The following is a 25,090-nucleotide window of genomic DNA, read 5'->3' as shown; positions in this document are numbered from 1 at the left end:
CGGGTCGTCGCGTTCACTCAAATCACGCGGTGCCGTGGATGCGCGCCCACGGCCGCGCCTCTTCGAGCTCGTAGGCCAACTCGAGCAGCAGCGCTTCCTGTCCCATGTCGGCCGACAGCATCATGCCCACCGGCATGCCGTGCGCGGACTGGGCCAACGGCAGCGAGATCGCGGGTTCGCCGGTGACGTTCTGCAGCGGCGTGAACGAGACCCAGTCGATCAGCCGGCTGATCACCTGCTGGTAATCGGTCGGCGCCAGGAATCCGATGCGCGGCGTCTCGTCGGCAAGGGTCGGCGTGAGCACCGCGTCGTAAGTACGGAAGAACCGCGCGGTCCGCCGGCGGGCCCGGCGCAGGCGCACGATCGCCGTCGGGAGGCGGTGCAGGTTGCGACTGGTGTGCCGGAGAAGACCCAGCGTCAGGCTGTCCAGCTTGCTGCGATCGAACGTCTCACCGAACATGTGCCGCCCGCCGCGTACCTGGGCCAGCGCCAAAAACCCCCAGTACATGACGAAGTCCTCGACGAAACTGGCCGCGACCGGAGGCTCGTCGACGTGCTCGACGCGGTGGCCCAGCTCCTCGAGCAGGCCGGCGGACTTCAGCGTGAGCTCCCGTACCTGGGGGCTGCACTCGCGCTGCACCGAGCGGGTCAGCACCGCGATCCGCAGTCGCTGCCGACCGGGCGCGCTGACATCCCCGACGGGCGCCAGCTTGGGATTGCGCCAGATCCGCTCGGCCTCCCGGTAGAAGGCCGCGGTGTCGCGCACCGAGCGGGTCACCACGCCGTTGACGACGACTCCCACCGGCATCCGGCGCAGCGTCGCGTCCAGGGGTAACCGCCCGCGCGACGGTTTGAGTCCGACCAACCCGTTGCAGGCGGCCGGAATCCGGATCGAACCGCCGCCGTCGTTGGCGTGCGCCATGGGCACCACACCGGCCGCGACGAACGCGCCCGAACCCGACGACGACGCGCCGGCGCTGTATTCCGTGTCCCACGGGTTGCGGACCGGGCCCAGCCGCGGGTGTTCGGCCGACGCGCTGAACCCGAATTCCGACAGCTGCGTCTTTCCCACCGAGGTCAGCCCGGTGGCCAGGAACAGCTCGGTGAACACGCTGTCGGCGTCGGCGTCCCAGCTCGTCCACGCGTCGGTGCCGTGCATGCTGGGCTGCCCGGCGACGTCGATGTTGTCCTTGATGAACGTCGGGACGCCGCCGAAGTAGCCGGCCGCCGGAGCTTCCGAGGCTTTGCCGGCGGCGGCCCGCGCCTGCTGAAAAGCCGCGTACGCCAACCCGTTCAGCAGCGGGTCGACGGCCTCGGTGCGGGCGATGGCGGCCTCGACCACCTCGGCCCTGCCGACCCGGCCGGATCGAAGGGCGTCGGCGAGGCCGACCGCGTCCAGATCGCCCAGGGCATCGTCGCCGAAAGCATGCACGTGTCGCATGGCACTGACGCTAGCCCGCGCGCCCGTGCAGTCGGGAGATTTCCCGGCTTGTCCGCGGTCCGGACGGGGTCGGTACGGGGCCGGTCAGGCCTGACCCACCTCGAAGCGGACGAACCGTGTCACCGTGACACCGGCCTCATCGAGCAGCGCCTTGACGGTCTTCTTGCTGTCGGACACCGACGGCTGCTCGAGCAGCACCGCGTCCTTGAAGAAGCCGTTCAGCCGGCCCTCGACGATCTTGGGCAGGGCCTGCTCCGGCTTGCCCTCCGCCTTGGCGGTTTCCTCGGCGATGCGGCGCTCGCTGGCCACCACGTCCTCGGGCACGTCATCCCGGGACAGGAAGCGGGCCTTGAGCGCGGCGATCTGCAGCGCGACGGCGTGCGCAGCCTCGGTGTCCGAGCCGCTGTACTCCACCAGCACACCGACGGCCGGCGGCAGGTCGGCCGCGCGCTTGTGCAGGTAGGTTTCGACGGTGCCGTCGAAGAACGCGACGCGGCGCAGCTCGAGCTTCTCGCCGATCTTGGCCGACAAGTCGGCGATGGCCTGCTCGACCGTCTTGCCGCCGGCCTGCGCGGCCTTGAGCGCGTCGACGTCGGCGGCCTTGGATTGGGCCGCCACCGCCACGATCTCGTCGGCCAGCGCCTGGAACTCCGCGTTCTTGGCGACGAAGTCGGTCTCGCTGTTCAGTTCGATCATCGCGCCGCCCTGGGCGGCGACCAGACCTTCGGCCGTCGCGCGCTCGGCGCGCTTGCCGACGTCCTTGGCGCCCTTGATGCGCAGCGCTTCGACGGCCTTGTCGAAGTCGCCGTCGTTTTCGGCCAGCGCGTTCTTGCAGTCGAGCATGCCGGCGCCGGTGAGTTCCCGAAGCTTCTTGACGTCGGCAGCGGTGAAGTTCGCCAATGATCAGCCTTCCTATGAGGGGTCAGTGGTTGGTTCGGGGGTGCCCGCAGCGGCGTCGGTGGGGGCGGTGGTGGTAGCGGAGGCCAGCAGCTCCTGCTCCCATTCGGCCAGCGGCTCGGCGGCCTCGGCTTCGGGCTTGCCGTCGCCGCGGCCGACGCCGGAGCGAGCCTGCAGGCCCTCGGCGACGGCGGAGGCGATCACTTTAGTCAGCAGCGCGGCGGAACGGATCGCGTCGTCGTTGCCGGGGATCGGGTAGTCGACCTCGTCCGGGTCGCAGTTGGTGTCCAGGATCGCGATGACCGGGATACCGAGCTTGCGGGCCTCACCGACGGCGATGTGCTCCTTGTTGGTGTCGACGACCCAGATGGCCGACGGCACCTTGGCCATGTCGCGGATACCGCCGAGGCTGCGGTCCAGCTTGTTCTTCTCGCGGGTCAGCATCAAGATTTCCTTCTTGGTGCGGCCCTCGAAGCCACCGGTCTGCTCCATCGCCTCGAGCTCCTTGAGGCGCTGCAGCCGCTTGTGCACGGTTTGGAAGTTGGTCAGCATGCCGCCCAGCCAGCGCTGGTTCACGTACGGCATGCCGACCCGGGTCGCCTCGGCCGCAACCGATTCCTGCGCCTGCTTCTTGGTGCCGACGAACAGCACGCTGCCACCGTGGGCGACGGTCTCCTTGACGAACTCGTACGCCTGGTCGATGAAGGTCAGCGTCTGCTGCAGGTCGATGATGTAGATGCCGTTGCGGTCGGTGAAGATGAACCGCTTCATCTTGGGATTCCAGCGACGGGTCTGGTGCCCGAAGTGGGTGCCGCTGTCCAGCAGCTGTTTCATGGTTACGACGGCCATGGTTGTGCCTTACTTGTGTCGGTTGTCGCCTGGCATCGGGTGAGGCCGGGCCCTGGCGACTGCTGCGATGCCGGACCCGGCCGGGAAAAACCCGGTTGGGACCGCCCGGCATGCGATGCGAACTCCTCGTGGAACCAGAGCCGCGATGCAGACGCGCGAAGTCAGCCCGCGAACGAGCTGCGACCAGCAGTTTACACCGACTCAGCAGGTGCTTTTGCCACGCTTCCCCAACCGGGCCGCGCGTCCACAACACCGGCCAGGACCGGGTGGCGCGTCTGGCGGCGAAGCGCTGAACTGCCCGGATGCGGTTTACGGCGCTGCTGTGGTGTGCGGGCCTGGTCAGCACGGCGCCGGCGGTCGCCGCCGACGATCGCCTGCAGTGGCCGTTGCGCCCGCCGCCGGCCGTCACCCGGGCCTTCGACGCCCCGGCCCCGGACTGGCATCCCGGTCACCGCGGCGTGGACCTGGCCGGCGTGGCCGGTCAGCCGGTGTACGCCGCGGGCGCCGGAACCGTGGTGTTCGCCGGGCTGCTGGCCGGACGGCCGGTGGTGTCGCTGGCCCATCCCGGTGGGCTGCACACCAGCTACGAGCCGGTCCGGGCCACGGTGCGGGTCGGTCAGCCGGTGACGGCCGCGACCGTGATCGGCGAGCTGGCGACCGGGCACGCCGGCTGCCCGGTGGCGGCGTGTTTGCACTGGGGCGCGATGTGGGGCCCGGCCTCGGGTGCGGCCTATGTCGATCCGCTGGGTCTGCTGCAGTCCACGCCGATCCGGCTCAAACCGCTGAACCCGTGAGCCGCCTCAGGCCCGGGGGTGAGCCTGATCGTGCACCGCACGCAACCGGGACACGGCGACATGCGTGTAGAGCTGGGTGGTCGCCAGGCTCGAATGGCCGAGCAGCTCCTGGACAACACGCAGGTCGGCGCCGCCTTCGAGCAGGTGGGTGGCCGCGCTGTGCCGCAGGCCGTGTGGCCCCATGTCCGGCGCGCCGTCCACCGCGGCGACGGTCTGATGCACCACCGTGCGGGCCTGGCGGACGTCGAGCCGGCGGCCCCGCGCGCCCAGCAGCAGCGCCGGGCCCGACTCCGCGTTCGCCAGGGCGGGGCGCCCGTCGGCCAGCCACGCGTCGAGCGCCTCGCCCGCGGGCCGGCCGAACGGCACGCTGCGCTGCTTGTTGCCCTTGCCGAGGACGCGCAGCAGCCGATAGGTGGTGTCGACGTCGTCGATGTCCAGTCCGCACAGTTCGCTGACCCGGATCCCGGTGGCGTACAGCATCTCGACGATCAGCCGGTCCCGCAGCGCGAGCGGATCCCCTTGCTGTGCACCAGAGTTGGCGGCGGCCATGGCGTCGGCGGCCTGGTCCTGGCGCAGCACCGCGGGCAGGGTCCGGTGCGCCTTGGGCACCTGCAGCCGGGCGGCCGGATCCCCGGCCATCAGCCCGCGCCGCACGGCCCACGCGGTGAAGGCCTTGACCGCCGAGGTGCGCCGGGCCAGTGTCGTGCGGGCGACACCGACCGCGGCTGCGGCGGACAGCCAGGAGCGGAGCAGGGGCAGGCTCAACGCGTCCAGACCGGCGCCGCGCTCCTCGATGAAGGCGAGCAGCGAGCGCAGGTCGCCGAGGTAGGCGCGACGGGTGTGCGCTGAACGACCGCATTGCAGCGCCAGGTATTCGTCGAACTCTTCGAGAATCGGTTCGCTGTCGGGCACTCCCCCACGTTCGCAGGCCCGCCCGGGGCGCTCTATTCGACGCGCCGAAGTGTGTCCGGGGTGAGATCTTTGCGCGTGGGATAGCCGTCGACGGCCATGATGAGGTCCGCCTCGGCGAGGATCGAGCGCAGCACGTGCACGATGCCGTCGACACCGCCCAGCGCCAGGCCGTAGGCGTAGGGCCGCCCGATCCCGACGGCCGTGGCGCCTAGCGCGAGCGCCTTGACGACGTCGGCGCCGCTGCGGATCCCCGAATCGAACAGGACGGGCAGCCCGTCCGCCGCCTCGATGACGCCGGGCAGACAGGCGAGGGCGGGCAGGCCACCGTTGGCCTGGCGGCCGCCGTGGGTGGAGCAGTAGATGCCGTCGACGCCGCCGTCCCTGGCACGCCGCGCGTCGTCGGGGTGACAGATGCCCTTGATGATCAGCGGCAGATCGGTCAGCGACCGCAGCCAGCCCAGGTCATCCCAGGTCAGAGGATTTCCGAAGGTCGATACCCACTGCAGCACGGTGCCTTGCGGGTCCACCTCGGGCGGGCGCTGCAGGCTGGCGCGGAAGACCGGATCGCTGGTGTAGTTGCTCAGGCACAGCCCGCGCAGCTGGGGGAAGTTGGCCGTGCTGAGGTCGCGGGGGCGCCAGCCGGGAATCCAGGTGTCGAGCGTGACGATGATGCCCTTGTAGCCGGCGGCCTCGGCCCGCCGCACGAGGCTGGCGGCCAGCTCGCGATCCTTGGGCGTGTACAGCTGGAAGAAGCCGGGGGTGTCGCCGAACTCCGCCGCGACGTCCTCCATCGGGTCGGCGGTCAGGGTGGACACCATCATCGGAACGCCGGTGGCCGCCGCCGCGCGGGCAGTGGCCAGGTCGCCGTGGCCGTCCTGGGCGCAGATGCCGATGACGCCGATTGGCGCCATGAACACCGGCGACGGCAGGGTCATGCCGAACATCTCCACCGACAGGTCGCGATTGGCGGCACCGACGAACATGCGCGGGATCAGGCCCCAATGATCGAACGCCTCCCGGTTGGCCCGCTGCGTGCGTTCGTCGCCAGCGCCCCCGGTGACGTAGGACCACACCGACGGCGACATGGCCCGCTCGGCGCGGGCCTCCAACTCCGCGAAGGCCATCGGCAGCGCGGGCGCCACCCCGCCCAGGCCCTTGAAGTAGATCTCGTTCTGGTAGTCGCCGAATGCCATGCGATAGACAATGCCAGGCGGCCGTCAGGCTGACGAGTTCGCCGACTCCGCCTGCGCCAGTTCCTTCTTCCACTGCCGGAAGGTCTCCTCGGTGCGGCCGCGGCGCCAGTACCCCGAGATCGACGACGCCCATTTGGCGTCCACGCCACGCTCTTTGCGGATGTAGGGCCGCAGATTGTGCATGACGGCCTGCGCCTCGCCGTGGATGAAGACGTGCACCTGCCCGGGCAGCCACGGGGCGCTGGTGACGGCCTCGATCAACGGCGCGTGATCGCCGGCGCGATCCTCGGGAACCAGATCGGCGCGGCCGCCGCGATACACCCAATGCACCTCGACGCCCTCCGGTCCGGTCAGCGGGATCTCGTCCTCCTGGCCCGCCACCTCGATGAACGCCTTGCCGACCGCGCTGGGCGGCAACGCTTCCAGGGCCGCGGCGATGGCCGGCAGCGCCGATTCGTCGCCGGCCAGCAGGTGCCAGTCGGCGGCCGGGTCGGGTGTGTACGCGCCGCTGGGGCCCATCAGGTAGATCGGCTGGCCGGGCCGGGCCGTGGCCGCCCACTGGCCCGCCGTCCCGTGCTCGCCGTGCACGACGATGTCCAGCGCGATCTGGCGGGCCTCGACGTCGACGTGCCGGACGGTGAGGGTGCGCACCGAAGGCCTCTTCTCGGGTGGCAGGCCGGCGAAGCTGTCGAGGGTTAGCGGCTCGGGCAAGCCGGCGACGTCCACGTCGTCGGCGACGAACACCAGCTTGACGTAGGAATCGGTGAACTTGCTGGGCACGAAGGCGTCAAAATTCTTGCCCCGCAGCACCACCCGCACCATGTGTGGGGTGAGTTGCTCGGTACCGACAACTTCGAAGCGTTGCAGTGGTCGACCTGCCACGTGTCCTCCTGTCCAGCCCCTGACCCCCGTCGACTATACGAGTCACGAGTTCTGGGAGCTTGGGCTGCAGCTTGGCCTGCGGCGACGCGACGGCGCCAGCGCCCATCTACGTGACTACGAGCCGCCGAGTTGTGAACCCATCTAGAAGTCGAACACCACGCCGCGCGTTATGAGCGCACCCGACCCGGCGAACGGTCGCCGTTGCAGTACCCGAGTTGCGGGTACCGACGGGTGGTGACGGTGATTGTGCCTTCGGTGTTGGTGATGGTGACGCCCTCCGCGCCGACGGTGGCGGTGGCGGTGCGAAGGGCGGGGGTGGTGACCTGGCCGGTGTGTGGGCCGGTACCGGTCGTGGCGGAGCCGTTGATCAGTTCGATTTCGACCCGTGCGCGGCGGTACTGAGTGAGGGTGAAGGCGCCGTAGCTGCCAGCGAGTAGCCGCGTGTTGGAGGGGATGACGGCGCCGGTCGCACGACACCGACCAAGGGTGGTGACAGTGCTGCCGTCGTTGACGGTGACGGGGACGTTCGCGACGCAGGCCCCAGCGCCTTCCACGCTGATGGAGCCGCCCTCAACGAGCATGGTGGTGCGTTCGCCGAGAGCGATGGTGCTGCCAAACGGGAGGGTGACGGTTTGGCCTTGCAGGATGCGGATGACGATTACGTGGTCCGCGGTCCGCACCGTAGTGTTGGTTGCGGCCTGGCCGACTGCGGACGCGGGATCACCGGCTTCGCCGTCATGCGCGGTGGCGTCATCTCGGGCCCGAGTCCCGGCGCGGCGAACCTCGGCGTTGTCTGTGGTGCTCTTGCGGTGGTCCGGTGAACGGGTCGCTGCAGAGATCGCACCCGGCCAGGTAAGCATTGCCATCAGTCCCTTGGAGTACGTGCTCACCATTGGGTTTCCGGCGGTGGGCCGAGAGCTGGCGTTGCGGCTGGCGACAGCCGAGAGAGGCGAGGCCGTCTGGATCCGCGGGGCGGCCACGGACCAGCTCGGCGGCACCGATAACGGCCCGCGCGCAATTGCCTTGCCCCGGCGCCCGGAGGACTCGCTGGACCGGGACCGCGGCGACTCCGGTGTCCTCGATTTCGTGTCGTCTTCTCGCTGAGCGCTTTCCATGATCTCTCCTGCCCCAACCAAATTCATTAGTCAACCTCGGATGCGAGGAGATCCCAGCAGCACCGACCTCCGTTTGCGTCTATATATCGGCAACAGGATCTACCGTCCGATCCAGACGCAGCTAACATTGAATTGTCTTGTGGGGGTTGGATTCCGGAAAGCCCCGCCAGGCCGGCCAGGCCGGGGGAGGCAAGCCCGCCTGGAGAGATGCCGAACACCACATGCGACGGGACCGGCGGCACCGGCGTACCGGGGGCGATGGTGACAGGACCGATCACGCCGGTAGAGGTGTAACTGCCACCGGGGCCAATGGTGATGACTTCGCCTGGGCCGACAATGATGCTTCCGCCATTGAGGATGGGGACGATGCCGCCGGGATCGACGGTGAAGGTGCTGCCGGACCCGACGGTGACGATGCCACTGTCGACCAGGGTGCCGCCGACCGTGACAGTGCCACCGTTGGTCAGTGCGCCACCCAAACTGACCGTGAAGGTGCCACTGTCCGTGAGGGTGCCACCCACGCTTACCGTGAACGTACCGCCGTCGGTCAACGTACCGCCACTGATGACGGTCACGGTCCCGGAATCCGTCAGCGTGCCACCGGCATTGATGGTCAACGTGCCGCCGTCCGTCAGGATGCCACCGGCGCTAACCGTCACAGTGCCGCTATCGGTCAACGTGCCACCCGAGCCCAAAAGCCCTCCACCGCCGACGGTGACGCTGCCGCTATCGGTCAAGGTGCCCGTGGAACCGACCGTCAACGAACCCCCAGAACCGACCACCGAGCCACCATTGACCGACAAGGCACCACCATTGGCGACGGTCAGACTGCCCCCATCGGTGAGCGCCCCACCCGAACCCAGCACCGACCCACCATCAACCGACAAGACACCGCCATCGGCCACCGTCACACTGCCGTCATCAACAAGGCTGCCCGCAGGAACCAGAACCGACCCACCATTGACCGTGACAGTCCCACTATCGGTCAACACCCCACCCGAATTAACCGACACCACACCACCATCGGACAAGGTGCCGGTGGTACCGACACTCAGCGTGCCCCCGCTGTCCACATTCACCACACCCGTGGAACCCACATCAATCGTGCCCGCAACACCGGTACCACTATTGATATTGAGCGTGCCGTTATCGGCCAACGTCACACCCGAGTCCACAGTAAGCGAACCACTATTCGTCAACACACCACCCGAATCAATGGTCAACACACCACCATCGGTCAACGAACCACCACTAGACACCGTCACCGTGCCACCATCGGTCAACGAGCCGGTCGGACCCACAGTGACGGTCCCGCTATCCGACAAAACGCCACCGACGTTGACAGTCACGGTGCCGCCGTCGGTCAGGATGCCACCCGAACCCACGGTCACCGTGCCGCCGTCGGTCAATGTGCCGCCACTGGCGACGGTCACCGTGCCGCTATCGGTCAACACCCCACCCGAGCCGACCGTCACCGTCCCGCCATCGGCCAGGCCGCCACCAGCATTGACCGTCACGGTGCCACCATCGGTCAACAGGCCACCCGAGCTCACCGTCACAGTGCCGCCATCGGTCAACAGGCCACCCGAGCTCACCGTCACAGTGCCGCCATCGGTCAACGTGCCACCGACACTAACCGTCACAGTGCCGCTATCGGTCAACGTGCCACCCGAGCCCAAAAGCCCTCCACCGCCGACGGTGACGCTGCCGCTATCGGTCAAGGTGCCCGTGGAACCGACCGTCAACGAACCCCCAGAACCGACCACCGAGCCACCATTGACCGACAAGGCACCACCATTGGCGACGGTCAGACTGCCCCCATCGGTGAGCGCCCCACCCGAACCCAGCACCGACCCACCATCAACCGACAAGACACCGCCATCGGCCACCGTCACACTGCCGTCATCAACAAGGCTGCCCGCAGGAACCAGAACCGACCCACCATTGACCGTGACAGTCCCACTATCGGTCAACGAACCACCACTAGACACCGTCACCGTGCCACCATCGGTCAGGCTGCCACCACTAGAAACCGTCACCGTCCCGCCATCCGAAACGGTGCCACCAACATTGACGGTCAAAGCCCCACCGCTATTGACGTCGAGCGCACCGGTGGAACCCACATCGATCGTCCCAGAAAGGCTGACGCCGCTATCAATGTTGAGCGTGCCGTCGTCTACCAGGGTGACACCGGAATCGATGATGAGCGCCCGCTATCCGTCAACGTGCCACCCGAATTGACCGTCAGCGCACCACTATCGGTCAACAAACCACCCGAATTCACGGTAACGACACCGCTGTCGGTCAACGCGCCACCACTGGAGACCGTCACAGTCCCACTGTCGGTCAACACCCCACCCGAACCCACAGTCACCGTGCCACCATCGGTCAACGTGCCACCACTGGCGACGGTCACCGTGCCGCTATCGGTCAACGTCCCACCCGAGCTGACACTCAACGTGCCGCCATCGGTCAGGCTGCCACCCGAGCTGACAGTGACACTGCCGCTATCAGTGAAGGTGACACCAGGACTCACGCTCAGCGTCCCGCCATCGGTCAGAGTCCCCCCCGAATTCACCGTCAGCACACCACTATCCGTCAGCGTGCCACCCGAATCGACCGTGACCACACCACCATCGGTCAACAAACCACCCGAATTCACGGTAACGACACCGCTGTCGGTCAACGCGCCACCACTGGAGACCGTCACAGTCCCACTGTCAGTCAACACCCCACCCGAGCTGACCGTCACCGTGCCGCTATCGGTCAACACCCCACCCGAGCTGACGGTCACCGTCCCGCTATCGGTCAACACCCCACCGCCCGTGACGGTCACCGTCCCACCATCAACCAGGCTGCCGGTGGAACCAATGGTCACAGTGCCACCATCAGTCAACCCCCCACCCGACCCGAGAACCCCTCCGCTACCTATGGTTACGGTGCCTTCATCGGTGAGCACCCCACCCGAACCCACCGTCAACGTCCCACCGGAGCCAACCACCGACCCACCATTGACCGACAAAGTGCCGCCATTGACGACGGTCAAAGTACCGCTGTCACTAACAAGGCCCCCCGAGCCCAGAACCGCTCCACCATCCACCGACAGAGTGCCACCATCGGCGACCGTCAAAGTGCCCCCATCAGCCAGGGTCCCAGCCGAACCCAGCACCGCACCCCCATTGACGGTGACAGTCCCACCATCAGTCAACGCACCAGCCGAATCGATCGTCACGACACCGCCGTCACTCAACGTGCCACCCGCACCGATAGTCAGCGTGCCGCTGTTGACATTCACCACACCCGTGGAACCCACATCAATCGTGCCCGCAACACCGGTACCACTATTGACATTGAGCATGCCGCCATCGACCAACGTCACACCCGAATCCACAGTAAGCGAACCACTATTCGTCAACACACCACCCGAATCAATGGTCAACACACCACCATCGGTCAACGAACCACCACTAGACACCGTCACCGTGCCACCATCGGTCAACGAGCCGGTCGGACCCACAGTGACGGTCCCGCTATCCGACAAAACGCCACCGACGTTGACAGTCACGGTGCCGCCGTCGGTCAGGATGCCACCCGAACCCACGGTCACCGTGCCGCCGTCGGTCAATGTGCCGCCACTGGCGACGGTCACCGTGCCGCTATCGGTCAACACCCCACCCGAGCCGACCGTCACCGTCCCGCCATCGGCCAGGCCGCCACCAGCATTGACCGTCACGGTGCCACCATCGGTCAACAGGCCACCCGAGCTCACCGTCACAGTGCCGCCATCGGTCAACAGGCCACCCGAGCTCACCGTCACAGTGCCGCCATCGGTCAACGTGCCACCGACACTAACCGTCACAGTGCCGCTATCGGTCAACGTGCCACCCGAGCCCAAAAGCCCTCCACCGCCGACGGTGACGCTGCCGCTATCGGTCAAGGTGCCCGTGGAACCGACCGTCAACGAACCCCCAGAACCGACCACCGAGCCACCATTGACCGACAAGGCACCACCATTGGCGACGGTCAGACTGCCCCCATCGGTGAGCGCCCCACCCGAACCCAGCACCGACCCACCATCAACCGACAAGACACCGCCATCGGCCACCGTCACACTGCCGTCATCAACAAGGCTGCCCGCAGGAACCAGAACCGACCCACCATTGACCGTGACAGTCCCACTATCGGTCAACGAACCACCACTAGACACCGTCACCGTGCCACCATCGGTCAACGAGCCAGTCGGACCCACAGTGACCGTCCCGCCATCCGACAAAACGCCACCGACGTTGACAGTCACAGTGCCGCCGTCGGTCAACACCCCACCCGAACCCACAGTCACCGTGCCACCATCGGTCAACGTGCCACCACTGGCGACGGTCACCGTGCCGCTATCGGTCAACGTCCCACCCGAGCTGACACTCAACGTGCCGCCATCGGTCAGGCTGCCACCCGAGCTGACAGTGACACTGCCGCTATCAGTGAAGGTGACACCAGGACTCACGCTCAGCGTCCCGCCATCGGTCAGAGTCCCCCCCGAATTCACCGTCAGCACACCACTATCCGTCAGCACACCACCCGAATCGACCGTGACCACACCACCATCGGTCAACGAGCCACCACTAGAAACAACGACCGTGCCACCATCGGTCAACGTCCCCCCGGCGTTGACGGTCAACGTGCCACTATCAGTGAAGGTGACACCAGGACTCACCGTCAAAGTACCGCTATCAACACCACCAGTACTGACAACCAAGGCCCCACCCGTGTTGGTCAGCGAGCCGCCATCAGTCAACACCCCACCGCCCGTGACAGTCACCGTCCCACCATCAACCAGGCTGCCGGTGGAACCAATGGTCACAGTGCCACCATCAGTCAACCCCCCACCCGACCCGAGAACCCCTCCGCTACCTATGGTTACGGTGCCTTCATCGGTGAGCACCCCACCCGAACCCACCGTCAACGTGCCACCGGAGCCAACCACCGACCCACCATTGACCGACAAAGTGCCGCCATTGACGACGGTCAAAGTACCGCTGTCACTAACAAGGCCCCCCGAGCCCAGAACCGCTCCACCATCCACCGACAGAGTGCCACCATCGGCGACCGTCAAAGTGCCCCCATCAGCCAGGGTCCCAGCCGAACCCAGCACCGCACCCCCATTGACGGTGACAGTCCCACCATCAGTCAACGCACCAGCCGAATCGATCGTCACGACACCGCCGTCACTCAACGTGCCACCCGCACCGATAGTCAGCGTGCCGCTGTTGACATTCACCACACCCGTGGAACCCACATCAATCGTGCCCGCAACACCGGTACCGCCATTGACATTGAGCATGCCGTTATCGGCCAACGTCACACCCGAATCCACAGTGAGCGAGCCACTATTCGTCAACACACCACCCGAATCAATGGTCAACACACCACCATCGGTCAACGAACCACCACTAGACACCGTCACCGTGCCACCATCGGTCAGGCTGCCACCACTAGACACCGTCACCGTCCCGCCATCCGAAACGGTGCCACCAACATTGACGGTCAAAGCCCCACCGCTATTGACGTCGAGCGCACCGGTGGAACCCACATCGATCGTCCCAGAAAGGCTGACGCCGCTATCAATGTTGAGCGTGCCGTCGTCTACCAGGGTGACACCGGAATCGATGATGAGCGCCCCGCTATCCGTCAACGTGCCACCCGAATTGACCGTCAGCGCACCACTATCGGTCAACAAACCACCCGAATTCACGGTAACGACACCGCTGTCGGTCAACGCGCCACCACTGGAGACCGTCACAGTCCCACTGTCAGTCAACACCCCACCCGAGCTGACCGTCACCGTGCCGCCATCGGTGAGCGTGCCACCGGAGCTGACCATCAAGGTGCCGCTATCGGCGCCACCAGTACTGACAACGATGGTCCCGCCCATATTGGTCACGGCGCCCCCATCGGTGAGCACCCGCCCCAGTCACGGTGACGGTTCCACCGTCCGTCAGGGTGCCGCCCGAGCTAACAGTCAAAGCACCGCTGTCCGTTAAGGCGCCGCCGGTGTCGACAGTCAGGGTGGCACCCGAACTCACAGTCACAGTGCCGCCGTCGGTCAGCGTGCCACCCGAGCCCACGGTCACCGTGCCGCCATCAGCAAGCACACCACCAGAGCTGATCGTCAGAGTGCCACTATCGGTCACCGTGCCACCCGAGCCCAGAACCGCTCCGGCGTCGACGTTAAGAACGCCGCCGTCGGTGACGGTGAGACTGCCGGCGTCAGTCAGGGTACCGCCGGAACCCAGAACCGCACCCCCGTTGACGGTGACAGTGCCACCATCCGTCAACACCCCACCCGAATTGACCGTAACCGCACCGCCGTCGGTCAACGTGCCACCGCTGGCGACGGTCACGGTGCCGTTATCGGTCAACGTTCCACCCGAGCTGACACTCAACGTGCCGCCATCGGTCAGGCTGCCACCCGAGCTGACAGTGACACTGCCGCTATCAGTGAAGGTGACACCAGGACTCACGCTCAGCGTCCCGCCATCGGTCAGAGTCCCCCCCGAATTCACCGTCAGCACACCACTATCCGTCAGCGTGCCACCCGAATTGACCGTGACCGCACCACTATCGGTCAACAAACCACCCGAATTCACGGTAACGACACCGCTGTCGGTCAACGCGCCACCACTGGAGACCGTCACAGTCCCACTGTCAGTCAACACCCCACCCGAGCTGACCGTCACCGTGCCGCTATCGGTCAACACCCCACCCGAGCTGACGGTCACCGTCCCGCTATCGGTCAACACCCCACCGCCCGTGACGGTCACCGTCCCACCATCAACCAGGCTGCCGGTGGAACCAATGGTCACAGTGCCACCATCAGTCAACCCCCCACCCGACCCGAGAACCCCTCCGCTACCTATGGTTACGGTGCCTTCATCGGTGAGCACCCCACCCGAACCCACCGTCAACGTGCCACCGGAGCCAACCACCGACCCACCATTGACCGACAAAGTGCCGCCATTGACGACGGTCAAAGTACCGCTGTCACTAACAAGGCCCCCCGAGCCCAGAACCGCTCCACCATCCACCGACAGAGTGCCACCATCGGCGACCGTCAAAGTGCCCCCATCAGCCAGGGTCCCAGCCGAACCCAGCACCGCACCCCCATTGACGGTGACAGTCCCACCATCAGTCAACGCACCAGCCGAATCGATCGTCACGACACCGCCGTCACTCAACGTGCCACCCGCACCGATAGTCAGCGTGCCGCTGTTGACATTCACCACACCCGTGGAACCCACATCAATCGTGCCCGCAACACCGGTACCACTATTGACATTGAGCATGCCGCCATCGACCAACGTCACACCCGAATCCACAGTAAGCGAACCACTATTCGTCAACACACCACCCGAATCAATGGTCAACACACCACCATCGGTCAACGAACCACCACTAGACACCGTCACCGTGCCACCATCGGTCAACGAGCCGGTCGGACCCACAGTGACGGTCCCGCTATCCGACAAAACGCCACCGACGTTGACAGTCACGGTGCCGCCGTCGGTCAGGATGCCACCCGAACCCACGGTCACCGTGCCGCCGTCGGTCAATGTGCCGCCACTGGCGACGGTCACCGTGCCGCTATCGGTCAACACCCCACCCGAGCCGACCGTCACCGTCCCGCCATCGGCCAGGCCGCCACCAGCATTGACCGTCACGGTGCCACCATCGGTCAACAGGCCACCCGAGCTCACCGTCACAGTGCCGCCATCGGTCAACAGGCCACCCGAGCTCACCGTCACAGTGCCGCCATCGGTCAACGTGCCACCGACACTAACCGTCACAGTGCCGCTATCGGTCAACGTGCCACCCGAGCCCAAAAGCCCTCCACCGCCGACGGTGACGCTGCCGCTATCGGTCAAGGTGCCCGTGGAACCGACCGTCAACGAACCCCCAGAACCGACCACCGAGCCACCATTGACCGACAAGGCACCACCATTGGCGACGGTCAGACTGCCCCCATCGGTGAGCGCCCCACCCGAACCCAGCACCGACCCACCATCAACCGACAAGACACCGCCATCGGCCACCGTCACACTGCCGTCATCAACAAGGCTGCCCGCAGGAACCAGAACCGACCCACCATTGACCGTGACAGTCCCACTATCGGTCAACGAACCACCACTAGACACCGTCACCGTGCCACCATCGGTCAGGCTGCCACCACTAGAAACCGTCACCGTCCCGCCATCCGAAACGGTGCCACCAACATTGACGGTCAAAGCCCCACCGCTATTGACGTCGAGCGCACCGGTGGAACCCACATCGATCGTCCCAGAAAGGCTGACGCCGCTATCAATGTTGAGCGTGCCGTCGTCTACCAGGGTGACACCGGAATCGATGATGAGCGCCCCGCTATCCGTCAACGTGCCACCCGAATTGACCGTCAGCGCACCACTATCGGTCAACAAACCACCCGAATTCACGGTAACGACACCGCTGTCGGTCAACGCGCCACCACTGGAGACCGTCACAGTCCCACTGTCGGTCAACACCCCACCCGAACCCACAGTCACCGTGCCACCATCGGTCAACGTGCCACCACTGGCGACGGTCACCGTGCCGCTATCGGTCAACGTCCCACCCGAGCTGACACTCAACGTGCCGCCATCGGTCAGGCTGCCACCCGAGCTGACAGTGACACTGCCGCTATCAGTGAAGGTGACACCAGGACTCACGCTCAGCGTCCCGCCATCGGTCAGAGTCCCCCCCGAATTCACCGTCAGCACACCACTATCCGTCAGCGTGCCACCCGAATCGACCGTGACCGCACCACTATCGGTCAACAAACCACCCGAATTCACGGTAACGACACCGCTGTCGGTCAACGCGCCACCACTGGAGACCGTCACAGTCCCACTGTCAGTCAACACCCCACCCGAGCTGACCGTCACCGTGCCGCTATCGGTCAACACCCCACCCGAGCTGACGGTCACCGTCCCGCTATCGGTCAACACCCCACCGCCCGTGACGGTCACCGTCCCACCATCAACCAGGCTGCCGGTGGAACCAATGGTCACAGTGCCACCATCAGTCAACCCCCCACCCGACCCGAGAACCCCTCCGCTACCTATGGTTACGGTGCCTTCATCGGTGAGCACCCCACCCGAACCCACCGTCAACGTCCCACCGGAGCCAACCACCGACCCACCATTGACCGACAAAGTGCCGCCATTGACGACGGTCAAAGTACCGCTGTCACTAACAAGGCCCCCCGAGCCCAGAACCGCTCCACCATCCACCGACAGAGTGCCACCATCGGCGACCGTCAAAGTGCCCCCATCAGCCAGGGTCCCAGCCGAACCCAGCACCGCACCCCCATTGACGGTGACAGTCCCACCATCAGTCAACGCACCAGCCGAATCGATCGTCACGACACCGCCGTCACTCAACGTGCCACCCGCACCGATAGTCAGCGTGCCGCTGTTGACATTCACCACACCCGTGGAACCCACATCAATCGTGCCCGCAACACCGGTACCACTATTGACATTGAGCATGCCGCCATCGACCAACGTCACACCCGAATCCACAGTAAGCGAACCACTATTCGTCAACACACCACCCGAATCAATGGTCAACACACCACCATCGGTCAACGAACCACCACTAGACACCGTCACCGTGCCACCATCGGTCAGGCTGCCACCACTAGACACCGTCACCGTCCCGCCATCCGAAACGGTGCCACCAACATTGACGGTCAAAGCCCCACCGCTATTGACGTCGAGCGCACCGGTGGAACCCACATCGATCGTCCCAGAAAGGCTGACGCCGCTATCAATGTTGAGCGTGCCGTCGTCTACCAGGGTGACACCGGAATCGATGATGAGCGCCCCGCTATCCGTCAACGTGCCACCCGAATTGACCGTCAGCGCACCACTATCGGTCAACAAACCACCCGAATTCACGGTAACGACACCGCTGTCGGTCAACGCGCCACCACTGGAGACCGTCACAGTCCCACTGTCAGTCAACACCCCACCCGAGCTGACCGTCACCGTGCCGCCATCGGTGAGCGTGCCACCGGAGCTGACCATCAAGGTGCCGCTATCGGCGCCACCAGTACTGACAACGATGGTCCCGCCCATATTGGTCACGGCGCCCCCATCGGTGAGCACCCCGCCCCCAGTCACGGTGACGGTTCCACCGTCCGTCAGGGTGCCGCCCGAGCTAACAGTCAAAGCACCGCTGTCCGTTAAGGCGCCGCCGGTGTCGACAGTCAGGGTGGCACCCGAACTCACAGTCACAGTGCCGCCGTCGGTCAGCGTGCCACCCGAGCCCACGGTCACCGTGCCGCCATCAGCAAGCACACCACCAGAGCTGATCGTCAGAGTGCCACTATCGGTCACCGTGCCACCCGAGCCCAGAACCGCTCCGGCGTCGACGTTAAGAACGCCGCCGTCGGTGACGGTGAGACTGCCGGCGTCAGTCAGGGTACCGCCGGAACCCAGAACCGCACCCCCGTTGACGGTGACAGTGCCACCATCCGTCAACACCCCACCCGAATTGACCGTAACCGCACCGCCGTCGGTCAACGTGCCACCGCTGGCGACGGTCACGGTGCCGTTATCGGTCAACGTTCCACCCGAGCTGACACTCAACGTGCCGCCATCGGTCAGGCTGCCACCCGAGCTGACAGTGACACTGCCGCTATCAGTGAAGGTGACACCAGGACTCACGCTCAGCGTCCCGCCATCGGTCAGAGTCCCCCCCGAATTCACCGTCAGCACACCACTATCCGTCAGCACACCACCCGAATCGACCGTGACCGCACCACTATCGGTCAACGTCCCACCACTAGAAACAACGACCGTCCCGCTATCCGACAGAGCGCCACCGACGTTGACGGTAACCGTACCGCCATCGGTCAACACCCCACCCGAGCTGACCGTCACCGTGCCGCTATCGGTCAACACCCCACCCGAGCTGACGGTCACCGTCCCGCTATCGGTCAACACCCCACCCGAGCTGACGGTCACCGTCCCACCATCAACCAGGCTGCCGGTGGAACCAATGGTCACAGTGCCACCATCAGTCAACCCCCCACCCGACCCGAGAACCCCTCCGCTACCTATGGTTACGGTGCCTTCATCGGTGAGCACCCCACCCGAACCCACCGTCAACGTCCCACCGGAGCCAACCACCGACCCACCATTGACCGACAAAGTGCCGCCATTGACGACGGTCAAAGTACCGCTGTCACTAACAAGGCCCCCCGAGCCCAGAACCGCTCCACCATCCACCGACAGAGTGCCACCATCGGCGACCGTCAAAGTGCCCCCATCAGCCAGGGTCCCAGCCGAACCCAGCACCGCACCCCCATTGACGGTGACAGTCCCACCATCAGTCAACGCACCAGCCGAATCGATCGTCACGACACCGCCGTCACTCAACGTGCCACCCGCACCGATAGTCAGCGTGCCGCTGTTGACATTCACCACACCCGTGGAACCCACATCAATCGTGCCCGCAACACCGGTACCACTATTGACATTGAGCATGCCGCCATCGACCAACGTCACACCCGAATCCACAGTAAGCGAACCACTATTCGTCAACACACCACCCGAATCAATGGTCAACACACCACCATCGGTCAACGAACCACCACTAGACACCGTCACCGTGCCACCATCGGTCAACGAGCCGGTCGGACCCACAGTGACCGTCCCGCCATCCGACAAAACGCCACCGACGTTGACAGTCACGGTGCCGCCGTCGGTCACGGTGCCACCCGAACCCACAGTCACCGTGCCACCATCGGTCAACGTGCCACCACTGGCGACGGTCACCGTGCCGCTATCGGTCAACACCCCACCCGAGCCGACACTCAACGTGCCGCCATCGGTCAGGCTGCCACCCGAGCTGACAGTGACACTGCCGCTATCAGTGAAGGTGACACCAGGACTCACGCTCAGCGTCCCGCCATCGGTCAGAGTCCCCCCCGAATTCACCGTCAGCACACCACTATCCGTCAGCACACCACCCGAATCGACCGTGACCACACCACCATCGGTCAACGAGCCACCACTAGAAACAACGACCGTGCCACCATCGGTCAACGTCCCCCCGGCGTTGACGGTCAACGTGCCACTATCAGTGAAGGTGACACCAGGACTCACCGTCAAAGTACCGCTATCAACACCACCAGTACTGACAACCAAGGCCCCACCCGTGTTGGTCAGCGAGCCGCCATCAGTCAACACCCCACCGCCCGTGACAGTCACCGTCCCACCATCAACCAGGCTGCCGGTGGAACCAATGGTCACAGTGCCACCATCAGTCAACCCCCCACCCGACCCGAGAACCCCTCCACCGCCGACGGTTAGCGTGCCACTATCGGTCAACGTCCCACCCGAACCCACCGTCAACGTCCCACCGGACCCCAAAACCGTTCCGCCGTTGACAGAAAGAGCACCGCCATCCGCAACACTGAGACTGCCACCAGAACCCACAGACGCGGTGCCACCAGAGCCCAGAACCGCTCCGCCGTTCACCGCCAAATCGCCGCCACTCACCACGGTTACGGTCCCGCCATCGGTGAGAATGCCACCAGAACCCACCACCGCACCGCCATTGACCGTGACAGTCCCACCATCGGTCAACACCCCACCCGCACTAACCGTCACCACACCACCATCGGACAACGTGCCGGTGGCGTCGACGGTGAGTGTGCCGCTGTTGACGTTCAGGGCGCTCGCGGAGCCCACGTTGATCGTGCCAGCAACGCTGGCGCCACTGTTGATGTTGAGCGTGCCGTTATCGGCCAACGTCACACCGGAACCCACAGTGAAGGAGCCACTGTTCGTCAACACGCCATCCGAATTGACCGTCAGCGCACCACTATCGGTCAACACTCCACCCGAATTCACGGTGACGACACCGCTGTCGGTCAGCGTGCCGGTGGAGCCGACGGTCAGCGAGCCCCCGCTGTTGACGTTGAGGGCACCAGTGGAGCCCACGTTGATCGTGCTGCCAGTCAGAGTCACGCCGCTGTTGACATTGAGTGTGCCGTTGTCCGCGACAGTGACACCAGAACCCATGGCGAAGGAGCCGCTATCGGTCAAGACACCACCCGAATTGACCGTCAGTGCACCACTATCGATCAGCGTGCCGCCCGAGCTGACGGTCACGGTGCCGCCATCGGTCAGGGTCGCGCTGGAGGCCACGGTCATGGTGCCGCCATCGGTCAACGTGCCACCGCTAGCGACGGTCACGGTTCCGCCGTCGGTCAGCGTGCCACCAGCGCTGATCGTCACAGTGCCACCATCAGTCAAGGTGCCGCCCGAGCCGAGAAGCCCTCCGCTGCTGACAGTGACGGTTCCACCGTCGGTGAGCGTGCCACCCGAGCCGACGGTCACGGTTCCCCCGGAGCCGACGACCGATCCGCCGTTGACGGACAGGGCGCCGCCGTTCGCGACGGTGAGGCTGCCGCTGTCGGTCACGGTGCCGCCGGAGCCCAGAACCGCTCCGCCGTTGACGTTGAGGGCGCCGCCGCTGGTGACGGTGAGACTGCCGGCGTCAGTTAGGGTGCCGCCGGAGCCCAGAACCGCTCCACCGTTGACGGTGACAGTGCCACCATCGGTCAACACCCCACCCGCATTAACCGTGACCGCACCGCTGTCGGTCAAGGTGCCGGTGGAACCGACGGTCAGCGTGCCCCCGCTGTTGACGTTGAGGGCACCAGTGGAGCCCACGTTGATCGTGCTGCCAGTCAGACTCACACCACTGTTCACATTGAACGTACCGTTATCAATCACCGTGACACCGGAATCCATAGTGAACGTGCCGCTATCGGTCAACACACCACCCGAATTAACCGACAGCGCACCACTATCCGTCAGCACACCACCCGCATTAACCGTGACCGCGCCACCATCGGTCAACGAGCCAGTCGGACCCACAGTGACCGTCCCGCTATCCGACAGAGCGCCACCGACGTTGACGGTAACCGTACCGCCATCGGTCAACGCACCACCCGAATTGACCGTGACGGCACCGCCGTCGGTCAACGTGCCAGCCGGACCGACAGTGAGCGCGCCGTTGACAGTCAGGTTGCCACCGGTGTTGACGGTTACGGTGCCGCTATCCGTGAAGGTAACGCCGGAGCCCACGGTCAGAGTGCCGCTATCGGTGCCGCCGGTGCTGACAACGACGGTCCCTCCGGTGTTGGTCAGGGTGCCGCCGTCAGTCAATGTGCCACCGCCAGTGACGGTCACGGTGCCGCCGTCCGTCAGGGTGCCACCCGAATTGACGGTGACAGCACCGCCGTCGGTCAAGGTGCCACCCAGACCGGTGGTGAGCGTGCCACCACTGTTGACGTTGAGCGCGCCCGTGGGGCCCACATTGATCGTGCTGCCGGTGAGGCTGACAGCGCTGTTGAGGTTGAGCGTGCCGTTATCGACGACCGTGACACCGGGGCCCACGGTGAACGTGCCGCTATCGGTGAACACACCGCCCGAATTCACGGTCAATGCACCAGAATCCGTCAACGTGCCGCCGCTGGCGACGGTGACCGTGCCACCGTCCGTCAACGTGCCACCGCTGGCGACGGTAACGGTTCCCCCGTCGGTCAGGGTGCCACCCGAACCGATGGTCACGGTGCCGCTGTCAGTAAAGGTCACGCCGGAGCCCACGCTCAACGTGCCGCTGTCGGTGCCACCGGTGCTGACGATGACGGTCCCGCCCGTGTTCGTGAGGGTGCCGCCGTCGGTGAGCACGCCGCCGCCGGTGACGGTGACGGTGCCGCCGTCGGTAAGCGTGCCGCCCGAACTGACAGTCAAGGCACCGCTGTCGGTCACGGCGCCGCCCGAGTTGACGACGAGGGTGCTGCCGGAGCTGATGGTCACGCTGCCACCGTCGGCCAGCGTGCCGCCCGAGCTGACTGTCACGGTGCCGCCATCGGCGAGCACGCCGCCGGAACCAATGGTCAATGTGCCGCTGTTAGTCAGGGTGCCGCCGGAGCCGAGAAGCCCTCCGCTGCTGACGGTGAAGGTGCCACTGTCGGTGAGGACACCGCCGGAGCTCACGGTCACGCCGCCTCCGGCGCCCACAACCGTTCCGCCGTTGACCGTGACGGTGCCGCCGCTCGCGACGGTCAGGGTGTTGCTGACGGTGAGGGTGCCGCCGTCGGCGACAAGCGCGCCGCCGTTGACGGTAACGGCGCCGCCGTTCGCGACGGTGATGGCGCCGCCGTCGACCAGGGTGCCGCCGGAACCAAGCGTTCCGCCGTCGATGGTGAGGGTGCCGTCCACGGTGAGGGTGCTGCCGGAGTCGGCGATGAGGCTGGCACCGGGGTCAATGGTGACGGTGTTGCCGGCCAGGATGACGTAGCTATTTCCGGCGGTGAGGTGAGTGGTGCCGGTGACGTCGCCGGAGAGGGAGATCGGGTCGACACCGTCGATGATGACGTGAGTTTCGGTGAGCCCTTCGGAGACAGTGGTCGACGCCGCCTGCTGCGTCAGCGCACTCGAGCTGAGCTGTTGGGTGGCCGCGGACGAGCTGACCTGCTGCGTCACCGCGGTCGACGCCGACTGCTGCGTCACCGCACTCGAGCTGAGCTGCTGAGTGGCCGCGGACGAGCTGACCTGCTGCGTCACCGCGGTCGACGCCGACTGCTGCGTCACCGCGGTCGACGCCGACTGCTGAGACACCGCGGTGGCGGCCGGCTGGTTCGACGTCGCGGGTGAGGCCACCTGATAGGCAGCGGTCGTGGTCGGCTGCGGGGAGACAGAACTCGGCGCCGACTGTGGCGACACAGTGGTCGAGCCAAGCTGCTGGGACAACGTCGGCGACACCGCCTGCTGAGACACCGTTGTCGCGCCCGGCTGCGAGGAGACAGCGTTCGACGCGGATTGCTGAGACATCGCAGACGCGCTGAGCTGTTGAGACGCCGCGAATGAGCTGGCCTGCTGGGACACCGCAGTCGAACCAGACTGCTGGGACACCACAGTCGAAGCAGACTGCTGGGACACCGCAGTCGAGGCAGACTGCTGCGAGGCGGTGGGCGAGCTCAGTTGCGTGAGGGATTGGATCCGGGCGGTGGTGGAGTCGCCGACGGCCCGGACCATCGCGCCGGCGCGAGCTCCCTGCCCGGCAGGGTTGGTGGTCCGCGGCGGCTCCCCGAACGGGGCAAGGGCGCTGGCGGCCGTCGAGGCGGCCTCATATCCGTACATGACGGCGGCGTCTTGGGCCCACATCTCCATGTACAGGGCTTCAGTAGCCATGATCGCCGGCGCGTTCTGCCCCAGAAAATTGGTCGCGACCAAAGCCGCCAGCTCCGCCCGATTCTCGGCGATCGCCGGCGGGGGCACCGTCGCGATGAAGGCCGCCTCGTAGGCCGCCGCCGCCGCATACGCCTGGGCGGCGGTTTGCGCGGCCTGAGTGCCCGTGGTCGCCAGCCACTCCGCATAGGGAACCGCTGCAGCCGCCATCGCCAGCGATGCCGGTCCCAACCACACCTGGCCGGCCAGCTCCGACACCACCGAGGTGTAGCCGCTGGCGGTGGACGCCAGCGCCGCGGCCAGCGCGTCCCAAGCCGCCGCGGCCGCCAAAAGCGGCCCCGCCCCGGGGCCGCTATACATGCGCGTGGAATTGACCTCTGGGGGCAGCTCAGCAAAATCCATAGCCTTCTCACCAAGTTGTCTGCGTGACGACACCCAAAGTCAGGACTCTTACTGCGCTCGTGGGGGATTTACCTCGAGGACTTCTATTATGCGCGTGTAGCATTAGTTCGGGTGGACTTTGCAGAATTTGGTTGGGGCATCAACCGCCGTTTCCACTGGCTTCGGGGATCGAGCGGTATCGCATAATGGCCAGGGGCGGACCTCCGGTGAACCGCCAACGTGCGACGGCCGCTGGGAACCCGGCCTGGGCTCGGCTTTTGCCCTGATCGGCAATGAGGTCGAGCTAAGCAACGAGCCGGCCTCGTCGCATTACCAGGTAAGC

General features: G+C 65.8%; 11 protein-coding genes and 1 pseudogene. 2 read left to right on the top strand and 10 right to left on the bottom strand.

What is annotated here, in order from left to right; all coding sequences use genetic code 11:
- Positions 1–22 precede the first annotated feature (22 nt).
- The 3 genes from G6N50_RS01005 to rpsB all read right to left on the bottom strand — a co-directional run bounded on the left by G6N50_RS01005 (position 23) and on the right by rpsB (position 3,187).
- Positions 23–1,441 (bottom strand): amidase, encoded by a 1,419-nt coding sequence (locus G6N50_RS01005; RefSeq protein ID WP_083098204.1) that lies wholly within the window; start codon positions 1,439–1,441, stop codon positions 23–25.
- Between the two features lie 84 nt (positions 1,442–1,525).
- Positions 1,526–2,341, bottom strand: a complete 816-nt coding sequence (tsf, locus tag G6N50_RS01000) for a translation elongation factor Ts (protein WP_083098201.1) — start codon at positions 2,339–2,341, stop codon at positions 1,526–1,528.
- 12 nt (positions 2,342–2,353) lie between these two features.
- A complete protein-coding gene (gene rpsB, locus G6N50_RS00995) occupies positions 2,354–3,187 on the bottom strand; it encodes a 30S ribosomal protein S2 (RefSeq protein ID WP_083098198.1) in 834 nt (277 codons plus the stop codon).
- A 341-nt stretch (positions 3,188–3,528) separates the two neighbouring features.
- Between rpsB and G6N50_RS00990 the strand changes: the two are divergent.
- Positions 3,529–3,975: pseudogene (locus G6N50_RS00990) on the top strand (M23 family metallopeptidase); the annotation flags it as partial.
- Between the two features lie 12 nt (positions 3,976–3,987).
- On the opposite strand, the gene G6N50_RS00985 reads toward G6N50_RS00990, so the two are convergent.
- From G6N50_RS00985 to G6N50_RS00970, 4 genes are all read right to left on the bottom strand, one after another.
- Positions 3,988–4,893, bottom strand: coding sequence for a tyrosine recombinase XerC (locus tag G6N50_RS00985; RefSeq protein WP_083098192.1), 906 nt, complete (start codon positions 4,891–4,893; stop codon positions 3,988–3,990).
- A gap of 32 nt (positions 4,894–4,925) precedes the next feature.
- Positions 4,926–6,086: a lactate 2-monooxygenase gene (locus tag G6N50_RS00980; protein WP_083098190.1), complete on the bottom strand. Its 1,161-nt coding sequence runs from the start codon at positions 6,084–6,086 to the stop codon at positions 4,926–4,928.
- Between the two features lie 24 nt (positions 6,087–6,110).
- Positions 6,111–6,968 (bottom strand): siderophore-interacting protein, encoded by an 858-nt coding sequence (locus tag G6N50_RS00975; RefSeq protein ID WP_083098187.1) that lies wholly within the window; start codon positions 6,966–6,968, stop codon positions 6,111–6,113.
- Positions 6,969–7,135: 167 nt separating this feature from the next.
- Positions 7,136–7,834 carry a hypothetical protein gene (locus G6N50_RS00970; RefSeq protein WP_232068860.1) on the bottom strand — a complete coding sequence of 233 codons (699 nt, stop codon included), beginning with the start codon at positions 7,832–7,834 and terminating at the stop codon, positions 7,136–7,138.
- Between the two features lie 7 nt (positions 7,835–7,841).
- On the opposite strand from G6N50_RS00970, the gene G6N50_RS00965 reads away from it, so the two are divergent.
- A complete protein-coding gene (locus G6N50_RS00965; protein WP_142275709.1) occupies positions 7,842–8,072 on the top strand; it encodes a hypothetical protein in 231 nt (76 codons plus the stop codon).
- A 37-nt stretch (positions 8,073–8,109) separates the two neighbouring features.
- Here G6N50_RS00965 and G6N50_RS00960 read toward each other — a convergent pair whose 3' ends face one another.
- From G6N50_RS00960 to G6N50_RS00950, 3 genes are read right to left on the bottom strand one after another with little or no spacing between them, the layout of a single operon-like run.
- On the bottom strand, positions 8,110–10,206 hold the full coding sequence (locus tag G6N50_RS00960; RefSeq protein ID WP_163650795.1) for a beta strand repeat-containing protein: 2,097 nt from the start codon (positions 10,204–10,206) through the stop codon (positions 8,110–8,112).
- A 53-nt stretch (positions 10,207–10,259) separates the two neighbouring features.
- Entirely contained in the window at positions 10,260–14,012 is a 3,753-nt protein-coding gene (locus G6N50_RS00955) for a beta strand repeat-containing protein (RefSeq protein ID WP_232069031.1), read from the bottom strand.
- Complete coding sequence (locus G6N50_RS00950; protein ID WP_163650778.1) at positions 13,972–24,768, bottom strand: PPE domain-containing protein; 10,797 nt, start codon at positions 24,766–24,768, stop codon at positions 13,972–13,974. The genes G6N50_RS00955 and G6N50_RS00950 overlap by 41 nt, the downstream gene beginning before the upstream one ends.
- Between the last annotated feature and the right edge of the window lie 322 nt (positions 24,769–25,090).

Source organism: Mycobacterium mantenii (assembly GCF_010731775.1).
Lineage (GTDB): Bacteria > Actinomycetota > Actinomycetes > Mycobacteriales > Mycobacteriaceae > Mycobacterium > Mycobacterium mantenii.
Note: the sequence above shows the minus strand (reverse complement) of the source record. Positions and strands in the feature narration are given on the sequence as shown.